The 10,879-nt window shown below is 56.4% G+C and carries 9 protein-coding genes; all 9 read right to left on the bottom strand.

Features of this window, described 5'->3' with window-relative positions:
- On the bottom strand, positions 1-836 hold an 836-nt coding region (locus tag ACPLUI_RS06165; protein WP_424659397.1), incomplete at its 3' end, for a hypothetical protein.
- A 4-nt stretch (positions 837-840) separates the two neighbouring features.
- Positions 841-2,355 carry a glutamate synthase-related protein gene (locus tag ACPLUI_RS06160; protein ID WP_424659396.1) on the bottom strand — a complete coding sequence of 505 codons (1,515 nt, stop codon included), beginning with the start codon at positions 2,353-2,355 and terminating at the stop codon, positions 841-843.
- Positions 2,356-2,408: 53 nt separating this feature from the next.
- On the bottom strand, positions 2,409-3,548 hold the full coding sequence (locus ACPLUI_RS06155) for a class II glutamine amidotransferase (protein WP_424659395.1): 1,140 nt from the start codon (positions 3,546-3,548) through the stop codon (positions 2,409-2,411).
- Positions 3,529-4,836 (bottom strand): NAD(P)/FAD-dependent oxidoreductase, encoded by a 1,308-nt coding sequence (locus ACPLUI_RS06150; protein WP_424659394.1) that lies wholly within the window; start codon positions 4,834-4,836, stop codon positions 3,529-3,531. Before ACPLUI_RS06150 ends, ACPLUI_RS06155 begins: the two co-directional genes overlap by 20 nt.
- Positions 4,837-4,851: 15 nt before the next feature.
- The gene (locus ACPLUI_RS06145) at positions 4,852-5,298 is read right to left on the bottom strand and encodes a 4Fe-4S dicluster domain-containing protein (RefSeq protein WP_424659393.1); all 447 of its coding nucleotides are present in this window, start codon (positions 5,296-5,298) and stop codon (positions 4,852-4,854) included.
- Positions 5,299-5,570: 272 nt separating this feature from the next.
- A complete protein-coding gene (gene glnA, locus ACPLUI_RS06140) occupies positions 5,571-6,902 on the bottom strand; it encodes a type I glutamate--ammonia ligase (protein WP_424659398.1) in 1,332 nt (443 codons plus the stop codon).
- 278 nt (positions 6,903-7,180) lie between these two features.
- A complete protein-coding gene (gene glnA / locus ACPLUI_RS06135) occupies positions 7,181-8,512 on the bottom strand; it encodes a type I glutamate--ammonia ligase (protein WP_424659392.1) in 1,332 nt (443 codons plus the stop codon).
- A gap of 116 nt (positions 8,513-8,628) precedes the next feature.
- Positions 8,629-9,210 (bottom strand): ANTAR domain-containing response regulator, encoded by a 582-nt coding sequence (locus ACPLUI_RS06130; protein WP_424659391.1) that lies wholly within the window; start codon positions 9,208-9,210, stop codon positions 8,629-8,631.
- A gap of 231 nt (positions 9,211-9,441) precedes the next feature.
- Positions 9,442-10,879, bottom strand: a 1,438-nt coding sequence (locus ACPLUI_RS06125; RefSeq protein WP_424659390.1) for an FMN-binding glutamate synthase family protein, incomplete at its 5' end; no start/stop codon positions are given.

Genomic DNA, 10,879 nt, shown 5'->3' with positions numbered 1-10,879 from the left:
CTGCCGTACGGTCTTTTGGAGACCGGCAGGAGTTTGACAAAACGGCCATTCAGGATGCTTTCGGCATCGAGGTTGAAGTGCCCGGCAAATTCTCCAACGTACCGGTCTAAAAGCCGGCGGTCCCTGTCATCCAGCTCGAGCACCCCCACTTCCTTGCCCAGCTGGTGAGGGGCAACTTCTCCCCGCAGGTAAATTACCCCGCCGTGCATGCCAGTACCGATATAATGGGCGTGGTGCCGCTCGCCCGGCTTAAGATTCAGGCCCAGCAGGACCACGATACCCCCGGCCATGTATTCGCCAAAAAAGTCCTGGGCCGTACCGCCGATTACCAGCACGGGCACCTTGCCGGTATATTCCTTCATATGGATGGCCGCCCGGTAACCAATGCTGTCCCGGATAAAAATTTTGCCGCCGCGCATGGCCATGGCCACGATATCTCCAGCCCGGCCGTGAACCACGATCTCGCCGTCATCCATGGTGTTGCCCACCCCGTCCTGGGCATTGCCGTGGACCACGATGCGGTGACCGGCCAGAAAAGCCCCCAGGTCGTTGCCCGGAGTGGAATATACATGAATTTCCACGTTCCCGTCCTGCTGTGGGAGGAAGAGCCGCGTACCGATGTACCGCTGGCCACAAACGTTATACAGGGTGATCTTGCGGGCACCGGAAAGGGCCGCTTCCCGAATCAGATCATTTATTTCCTTGTGCACAAGACCCCGGGCGTCTATTTCCGCCTCCTGTCCATCTATGGAAAGGCGCATCCTCAAGTCATCGAGGGATCTAACTCCACCCAGAAACATTTCCCGCAACCCGTATCGGGCACAGCTTACCGCCATGTTCTCACTCCCCCGCTCCTTTTACTCCCAGCACGTCAAGTTCCCATTCCTCCAGACCCACCCCGCGCAGGTGTTCCCGGTTGCCCCGCAGGCTTTCAATGGCGTTAATGCCCATGCCGCCCAGCATTTCCTTAATCTCATGGCTCCAACCGTGCAGCAGGTTCACCAGCCGCTGGCTGGCGATTTCCGGATTGAGACGGCGGGTGAGGTAGGGATCCTGCGTGCAGATGCCCCAGGCACATTTGCCGGTATAACATTTCTGGCACAGGGTACAACCCATGGCCACCAGCGCTGCCGAGCCGATGTACACCGCATCTGCTCCCAGCGCAATGGCCTTGATCACGTCCGCACTGCAGCGGATACCGCTGGCCGCGATGATGGAGCACTTATGCCTGATGCCTTCTTCCCGCAACCGCCGGTCCACTGCCGCGAGGGCCAGCTCAATGGGAATACCCACGTTATCCCTGATGATCTTGGGCGCTGCACCGGTACCACCCCGCAGGCCGTCAATAGCCACGATATCTGCCCCGGCCCTGACTATGCCGGAGGCAATGGCAGCCACGTTGTGCACCGCTGCAATCTTGACGGAAACCGGCTTCTCGTAGTTTGTGGCTTCCTTCAAGGCATAAATGAGCATGGACAGGTCTTCAATGGAATAAATATCATGCTGTGGTGCAGGGGAGAGGGCATCGGTACCTTCAGGGATCATGCGGGTCAGGGCAATGTTGGCCGATACCTTTTCTCCCGGCAGGTGACCGCCAATACCAGGCTTGGCCCCCTGGCCGATCTTAATTTCCACCACAGCCGCCGAGTTTAAATACTCGGGGTCCACCCCAAAGCGGCCGCTGGCACACTGCACGATAGCATTCTGGCCGAACTTCTCCCGCATTTCCCGGGGTAAACCACCTTCACCGGTATTGAAGAGGGTACCGGACTCCCTGGCGGCCATGGCCAGGGACACAAAGGCCTGGTAGCTGATGGCACCATAGGACATGGCCGAGAAAAGAATGGGCGTTTCAACGAGCACGTTGGGTGAAAGCTGGGACTTTATGGTAATCCTGTCCCCGCTCATTTCCACTTCCAGGGTATCCGGTTTGCGCCCCAGGTAAGTGCGCAGTTCCATCGGTTCCCGCAGCGGGTCGATGGAAGGGTTGGTCACCTGGGAAGCATTCAGTACCAGGTGGTCCCAGTAAATACGGTAAGGTTTGTCATTACCGCTACCGGTAAGAATAACCCCCCCGGTCTCGGCCTGTTTCTTTAGATCCTGCAGCTTCTCCCTGGTCCAGCTGGCATTGGGACGGTAAGTGGTCGGGTGCGGATATACAGAAAGAGCCCGGGTGGGGCACAACACCACGCAGCGCTGGCACCCCACACACTGGTTTTCATCGCTGAACATGAGATCGAGCTCTGCATCGTAATGGTGAACCCCGTTGGGGCACTGCCTCTCACAAACCCGGCATTTTATACACCGTTCACTGCGGCGTTCAACCAGAAACTCGGGTAAAAGATGTGAAAACATCTTATCTCACCCCCACATAAGTTAATAAAGGTGCCTGGCACCTGCCGTTAACTTTAGACGGCACGGGACAGGCTGGCCAGGTGGTCCCTGGTATGCAGGCGGGCCACTACCGGCTCGCCCCCCGGCGGCGTCCAGGCCAGATCCAGCCGGGGAGCCACGGCCCGGATGGCCGCTTCTTCAGAGGAAAGAAAGACAAAGTCTCCAGCAGCGGCAGCCGTAATGGGACGCAACCTGATGCGGTCGGTGAGGCCGAACATTTCGCTGTGATGGGCGACGATAACCGTAAAGGGGCCGTTCATCAACAAAGGAGCATAGGCCATGCGCAGGGTTTTGTAGAGCTCCCGGCGTTCCGGTTCCATATGCTCAATGATGTCCCACATCGGAGCAGCGAAAATTTTGGCAACTACCTCTATGGGAAGACCCTGCCGCCGCATGAGCAGGTCCACAGCGTAAGCCATTACTTCCGTATCCGTATAAAGGGTGCAGTAGTAACCAAACATCTCCAGATAACGCCGGTTGGTGCCGTACGAAGAGATCTCTCCATTATGCACCACTGTCCAGTCCAGGATGGAAAAAGGGTGTGCGCCGCCCCACCACCCGGGAGTATTGGTGGGAAAACGGCTGTGGGCGGTCCAGATGTATCCTTTGTACAAGCGGTCGAGCATGAAGTAATCGGCGATTTCCTCGGGGAAGCCCACCCCTTTAAAAACGCCCATATCTTTACCGGATGAAAACACATAAGCACCATCGATCCGGGTATTGATGTACATCACTTTTTCCACCACGAACTCATCATCCGACAGGTTTTTGCCCTCTTCCAGATGCTGGCGTGGTGAGACGAAATAACGCCATACCACCGGCGGGTTCAGAACTGTAGCCTTTTTATTAGTGGGAATTTCCTCATCGTAAACCACGTGGAAATGCTCTGCCAGGAACTCATCCACCATTTCTTTCGCACCCAGCTGATGGCGTTCAAACATGATGTGCAGTGCGTAGTAATCCCTGTACTCAGGGTATAGTCCGTAAATGGCAAAACCGCCGCCCAGACCGTTGCCCCGGACCTTCATATTAACCATGGCGTTGATGGCCATTTCTCCGCCGAACCTCTCCCCGGCCGTGTTCATCACTCCAAATAAGCCGCAGGCCTGGGAATCTTTTTCAGGCAGGTAACGCTCACTGATTCGCGGCCGCATGTTGGTTCCTCACTCCTTCATCGTTCAGCATCTCCCGTCTCAGGCCTTCCGGAATATTCAGATAACCAAACCCCCCATCGAGGAGCTTTTCTTTAAAGGATGTAACAGGGCAACCCCTGCGCATCAGGTTGAGGAAGATGCCCGCCCGGCCAATCCCGGTCACCAGGGTGAAGCCGTAAATACGGTCCTCCTTCAACACAAACCTCCGGTAGCTGCGGGAGCCCGTATCAAAACGGCTCAGTACCTCAAAGCCGTCCTTCTCCCCTGCGTTGTTCAGGCCGGCCGTGATTATGTTCAGGTCGAAAAAGTGCATGGCATTCATGGACGTCGCACGGTCATATTCCCGGAACCCGCCCAGCATGTTGTACGCAGCCACGCGGCCCCCGGCGTAGGCATTGGGCCACAGGGGAAGCACGCGTCTTTCCCCCAGCAGGAAATCGTAAACCTCGGCACAGTCGCCACAGGCATACACATCGGGAGCGGAAGTCTCCATCCGTTGATTCACCAGAATACCCCTGTTCACGGCCAATCCAGCTTCCCTGGCCAGGTCCACCCGGGGGACCACACCCACCGCCACCACCAGCAGGTCGCAGGGGAGAAAAGTGCCGCCGGTGAGTACCACTCCTGTAGCACGCTCCCCGCCCTGGACCTCTTTAAAGGTGGTCCCAGTGTAGATGGCCACACCAGCCCGGCGGAAGGTTTCCTCAATCAACCGGGAGGTAAACTCATCCACAACCGGCGCCAGAACCCGGGGAGCCAGCTCCACCACGCTGACTTCCAGGCCCTTTTTATACAGTGCCTCGGCAGCCATAAGGCCGATGATCCCCCCGCCGAGTACCACCGCCTGCCGGGCCGACGGGAGCAACCGGCTGATGCGCTGCAGGTCCTGCAGTGCCACGAAGTTGCATATGTTCTCCTTTTCCGTATCCAGTCCCGGTATGGGAGGTACAATGGGCCGGCCACCGGTAGCCAGCAACAGTTTTTCATAGGAGATGACACGGCCGTCATCCAGCTTTACCACGTGCCCGGCCGTATCCAGGCCCACCGCCCGCCGGCCGAGCACAGGGGTGACTTCCAGGCGTTCATAAAAATCCGCCGGGCGGTAGAGCATTTTCTCCACGGGCACCTCCTGCTCCAGGTAATAAGGCAGCAGAGCCCGGGAATAGACGTGATGCGGTTCTTCCCCGATAACAGCTATGGAACCAGCTCGATCCAGAGAACGCAGTGTTTCAATACAACCCACCGCACCCACCGAGTTACCAACGATCAGATAATCAAACCTCTCCATAAGCTTCCTCCTTGCCTAACTGGTGAAGGAATCCTGATAAACCAGTGCCTGGTTGGGGCACTGCTTCACGCACGCCGGCTCCCCCATTTCCTTGCACAGGTCGCACCTGGCCACCCTGCGGTTGGCTTCATCAATGACCACTGCCCCGTAGGGACAGGCCATGACGCAGCTGTAGCATCCCACACAGCGGTCCGCATCGTGTTCCACCCTTCCTGTGAGGGGGTCCCTGTAGAGTGCTCCGCTGATGCACGCCTCCACGCAGGACGGTTCGATGCAATGCCGGCAATGTACGGGGAGGGTGAAAGGGAGGTTTTCTTCCACCACCACCCGGGGCACCGGCCGTGGCGTTTCATAAAGAAATGCTTTGAGGATGTTTTTACTGCGAGAATGCGCCACCACACACCAGACCTCACACAGGTGGCAACCGATACAAACTTCCTCTTTGACCACAACTCGAGGCATTTCTGTCACTCCTTCCCCGATGGAATTTAGACCGGGTTTCTTTTTGAGATCTTTTGAAGGGTAAAAAAAAGCCCACGGCAGGCCTGTGGGATGGAAAAAGGTTTTTTCATCCTGATAAGGTGACCTGCACGTGGGCCCCGTTGCCCTCGTTGCTCCGGCACGACGTTGTACCGGTTTGGTTTGTTATATAAAGCTCATTAACGAAAACGCAGTACCATCTTTACGATGGGGGAAACGGAGTCTGAAACGTCAGTTGCTGCATGCCGGGTTTGCTAATACTTGGTCAGGTACTCGTCAATCTCCCAGGGATGTACCTGCACGCGGTAACGGTCCCATTCAATGCGCTTGGCCTCCATGAAGCGGCCGAACACGTGGGGACCGAGGGCCTCCCTGAGCACATCATCGCGTTCAAGTTCATCCAGAGCTTCCTTTAGACTCTGGGGCAGGCAGCCGATACCGCGCTCCTCACGTTCCCTGTCACCCATTTCATAAATGTTGCAGTCGCAGGGTGGCGGAGGCAGAATGCGGTTTTTAATGCCGTCCAGCCCGGCCGCCAGGCATACTGCCAGGGCCAGGTAGGGGTTGCAGGACGGGTCCGGGCTGCGCAGCTCGATGCGTGTCGACTGGCCCCGCTTGGCCGGGATACGGATGAGTGGGCTCCGGTTGCGGGAGGACCAGGCGATATACACCGGCGCCTCGTAACCGGAAACCAGACGCTTGTACGAGTTTACCGTCGGGTTGGTTATAGCGGCAATGGCCCGCGCGTGCTTTATCAGGCCGCCGATGTAATACAGGGCTATGTCGCTCAACTGCAGGGGTGCTTGAGGATCGTAAAAAGCATTTTCCCCGTTTTTCATAAGGGACTGGTTTAAGTGCATGCCCGAACCGGCAATGCCGAATATGGGCTTGGGCATGAAGGAAGCATGCAACCCGTGTCTCTGAGCGATAGTACGCACCACAAATTTAAAAGTGACCACCTTATCGGCGGTATCCAGGGCATCGGCATACTTAAAATCAATTTCGTGCTGTCCTGGAGCCACCTCATGGTGGGAAGCCTCTATTTCAAAACCCATCTGTTCCAGGGTGAGGACCATGTCCCGCCGGGCATCTTCACCCAGGTCAACAGGCGTCAGGTCGAAATAACCCGCCCGGTCGTGAGTTACGGTGGTTGGACGCCCGTCACTGTCAACGTGGAAGAGGAAGAACTCCGCCTCCGGTCCTACGTTCATGGTAAAGCCCATTTCCCGCGCTTCAGCTACAGCCCGCTTGAGAACGTAGCGGGGGTCGCCTATAAAGGGTGTGCCATCAGCGTTATAAATGTCACATATCAACCGGGCCACCGCCCCGTCCCGGGGACGCCAGGGAAAAACCACAAAAGTGGACGGGTCGGGACGCAGGTACATGTCCGACTCCTCGATGCGGACAAAACCTTCAATGGAAGAACCGTCAAACATCAGCTCCCCGTTCAAGGCCTTGTCCAGCTGTTCAACCGTAATCGATACGTTTTTTAAGACACCGAAAATATCGGTAAACTGCAGGCGGATAAATTTTACTCCCAGTTCTTTGGCCAGGTGCCTTACATCATCGTTAGTCAACTGAGCCACGGCCCTCACACCTCTCCCTTCCTCGAAAAACCGGGGCAATTTACGAAAAAAAGGCCACACCTGCAGGATAACGGCTCACCTGCTGCATGTGGGCCTCATTGCCCCTCGACGGATACAACATCGTACCCGAATATGTCCTTAACACTGTTTTTTAAAGCTAGTTTATAGTATATAACATAAATGCCTTAAAAGAAAAGGGCTTTTTGACAATTTTCTCGCCCTGGGAAAAACACCCTGCCATTCCGGCAGGGCACAGGAGGATGGTAACAAAGCTTTATCTAAAACCTGGTCAGATATTCTTCAATTTCCCAGGGATGTACCTGAACGCGGTAATTCTCCCATTCCTTTTGTTTGGCCTCGACAAACTTGGTGTAAATGTCTTCGCCCAGCGCTTCCCTGATCACCTCATCCCCGGCCAGTTCCTGCAGGGCTTCTTCCAGGCTGGCGGGCAGGCTCTCGATGCCCAGTTCACGCCGCTCTGCAGGGGTCATCTCGTAGATGTTGCGGTCGCAGGGAGGTGGCGGCTCGATCTGGTTCTTGATACCGTCCAGACCGGCTGCCAGACAGACCGCCAGGGCCAGGTATGGGTTGCAGGACGGGTCGGGGTTGCGCAATTCAATACGGGTTGACATGCCCCGCTTGGCCGGGATGCGGATAAGCGGGCTGCGGTTGCGCTCCGACCAGGCAATATAAACCGGGGCCTCATAACCGGGCACCAGCCGTTTGTAGGAGTTCACCGTGGGGTTGGTTATCGCGGCCAGGGCCCGGGCGTGCTTCATCAGACCGCCGATGTAGTAGCGGGCAATGTCGCTCAACCCGTTGGGGGCGGAGGGGTCATAGAAAGCATTCTGGTTCCCCCGGAAGAGGGACTGGTTGGTGTGCATGCCGCTGCCGTTAATGCCATAGACCGGTTTGGGCATGAATGTGGCATGCAAGCCGTGCCGCTGGGCAATGGTCCGCACAACAAATTTGAAGGTCATGATTTTGTCGGCACAATCCAGGGCGTCGGAATACTTAAAATCAATTTCATGCTGGCCGGGAGCCACCTCGTGGTGGGAGGCCTCAATTTCAAAACCCATCTCTTCCAGTGTGAGCACCATGGAGCGTCTGGCGTTTTCTCCCATATCGACTGGCGTAAGGTCAAAGTAACCGGCCCGGTCATGGGTGCGTAAAGTAGGCTGCCCACCGGCATCCACATGGAAGAGGAAAAATTCCAGTTCCGGTCCGACCTGCATGGTGAAGCCCATCTCCGCAGCCCGCGCCAGGACCCTCTTCAAGGCGTTGCGGGGGCAACCGGCATAAGGGGTACCGTCGGGATTGTAAACATCGCAGATGAGACGCGCCACGGCACCATCCCGGGGCCGCCAGGGGAATACGGCAAAAGTTTTGGGGTCGGGGCGCAGGTACATATCCGACTCTTCAATGCGGGTAAAACCATGTATGGAGGAACCGTCAAACATCAATTCCCCGTCCAGGGCCTTTTCCAGCTGCTCAACGGTGATGGCCGTATTTTTCAGAACGCCGAGAATATCTGTAAACTGGAGGCGGATGAACTTTACGCCCATTTCCCTTGCCCTGGCAAGCACTTCTTTTTTGATCGTCTCATCCATAAAACAACCACCTTCCTGGCAAATTTTTAAAATGGAAAAGGCGCCCGGGGAATAAACGGGTGTTCCATTCCCACAGGGCGCCTTTGCCCCTTCCTGGTACGTCATCATACCTTGACTTAACTTTTCAAGTTATGGGCCAGGATAATGGCCTCGGCCACCTGACGCATGGGGATACGCTTGTTCATGCTGCTCTTCTGCATGCGCCGGAATGCCTCGGCTTCCGTAATTCCAAGTGTCTCCATCAGGATTCCTTTGGCCTTTTCCACCAGCTTACGGGTCTCCAGAGCTTCCTTTAATTCCTGGACCTGGTTCTCCAGCTTGATAATCTCCTGGTAGTTGGCCAGGGCCAGTTCCACGGCGGACAACAGGGCACTTTCATCCACCGGTTTGGTGAGGAGGGCCGATACCCGGGCCTCTTTGGCTTTCTCCAAAAGACCGGGGCTCATGGAATTAACCAGCACTATTACTGGGGCCAACTTATCTTCATGGACAATGCGTGCCACTTCCAGCCCATCCATACCCGGCACCCCTGCTTCGATAATCAGGAGATCCGGCTGTCGGCTGCGCACCAGCTTCAACCCCGAAAGGCCATCTGATGCCTCACCCACCACCCAGTATCCCAGCCTGGTGAGCACGGCTTTAATGGACTTTCTCCAGGTGGCATCGCTATCTACCAGCACTATTCTCTGTTCCGCCATGGAGATTTTTTCCTCCCAATTCATTCCTGGTAACCAATCTGCCGGGCGCTGCCGGATTACTCAAGTACCACCTTCCCGGGAAGAGAAATGCCCTCTCCAAGTCCTTTTTCTGACCTGTCGAGGGCATCATTGCCTGTTCATGGGCGGGTACATCATCGTACCCAACGAAAATCCCTGGGCTCTGTTTTATTATAAATCCGTACCCTGGCCCCTGGCAACAGGTTTTTTGCGTTAACCTAAAATTTCTTCCACCTCTTCGGCATCCACATCCATAACGTATCTGACACCGGTAATTTCAGCAGCCTCTCTGGTCAGGGCGGCCACATCGTCGCGGGTGATGTAGGACAGGGCAAACTTGCGGGCACCGCACATGAACTGCCTCAGGCCCTGGGCCAGCCGTTCAAAGTAGGTGTATACACCGATGGCTCCCACGGGAAGTTTTTCAAAGGCTTCGGCACCCAGTTTTTCCTTGAGCTCACTGGCGGCAATGAAGACCTGTTCAAGGGATTCACCGTATTTCTTGTATTCACCGGGCACTTTCCCGGATTTTACCGCTTCACCTACATTCTTACCCACCATGGCTGCTGTCAGGGGCGAGCGGGCCATACCGATGGCTTTCACATAAGGAGCGCCAATGGCCAGTCCCTTGAACATGTGATCCTCCAGGGTGAAACCACCGGCCATGGCCACCGGCGGCACATAGGCTCCCCTGGCCGCCAGCCTATCCAGGTACCTGACAAGCAGCGCCTGCAGGTAGATGGTGGGAACGCCCCATTCATTCATCATCCGCCAGGGGCTCATACCGGTACCGCCGCCGGCACCATCCACGGTCAGGAGGTCGAGCCTGGCGTCCGAGGCATATTTTACGGCCCGGGCCAGATCGGCCGGACGATAGGCACCGGTCTTCAAAAAGACGTACTTCGCACCGGCCTTGCGCAGTTCTTCTACACGGGCCATAAAGGACTCGTATTCGACCATACCAATGCGCGAATGGCGTTCAAACTCACTGAAAGCCCCCGCACGGTAGGCCTCCTGTACCTTCGGGTCCGTGGGATCGGGCAGTACAATGTACCCGCGGTTCTTTAACTGCAACGCGCGCTCCAGGCTGTCCAGCTTCACCTCGCCGCCGATGTCCTTGGCGCCCTGGCCCCACTTGAGCTCCACGGCCTCCACACCCAGCTTTTCAATGGCGTACTCCTGGACCCCCAGTTTCGTATCTTCCACATTGGCCTGTACGGCAATGAATCCCCTGCCGCTGTACCAGTTCTGGAAATCCTTGACCCGCTTTACAAGGTTGGGAGAATGGATAACGCGTCCACCCTTTATCTCAGCATCGGGGTCCATGGCACATACGTTTTCACCAATAACAATGCCCACCCCGGATATAGCCGCGCCGGCGGCCAGGTGATCCCAGTTGTTGGCGGCTACATTGGTGGAACCCATGGCCGCAATTATAATGGGCAGGTTGAGTTTCAAGTCAGCATTCGCCCCCACGGCAGTTTCCAGGCTGACTGCCGGGAAAATAGCCCTGTCGGGGTCAGCTTCAATGCCGTGCGCCCCCACGGCAGTACCGAGGATGTTGAAGTGGGAATAATCCACGGGGTAATCCTTCTGAGAAGCAGAGGTGGTTTTGCCAAAAGGTTGGGGATAGAGCACTTCCTTGCCCCGT

This window comes from Desulfofundulus sp. (assembly GCF_049701015.1).
In the GTDB taxonomy this organism is placed as follows: Bacteria; Bacillota; Desulfotomaculia; order Desulfotomaculales; family Desulfovirgulaceae; genus Desulfofundulus.
Note: the sequence above shows the minus strand (reverse complement) of the source record. Positions and strands in the feature narration are given on the sequence as shown.

Coding starts and splice junctions, on each gene's coding strand:
- ACPLUI_RS06160 (WP_424659396.1), bottom strand. CDS start 2,355: ATGTTTTCACATCTTTTACCCGAGTTTCTGGTTGAACGCCGCAGTGAA.
- ACPLUI_RS06155 (WP_424659395.1), bottom strand. CDS start 3,548: ATGCGGCCGCGAATCAGTGAGCGTTACCTGCCTGAAAAAGATTCCCAG.
- ACPLUI_RS06150 (WP_424659394.1), bottom strand. CDS start 4,836: ATGGAGAGGTTTGATTATCTGATCGTTGGTAACTCGGTGGGTGCGGTG.
- ACPLUI_RS06145 (WP_424659393.1), bottom strand. CDS start 5,298: ATGCCTCGAGTTGTGGTCAAAGAGGAAGTTTGTATCGGTTGCCACCTG.
- glnA (WP_424659392.1), bottom strand. CDS start 8,512: ATGGATGAGACGATCAAAAAAGAAGTGCTTGCCAGGGCAAGGGAAATG.
- ACPLUI_RS06130 (WP_424659391.1), bottom strand. CDS start 9,210: ATGGCGGAACAGAGAATAGTGCTGGTAGATAGCGATGCCACCTGGAGA.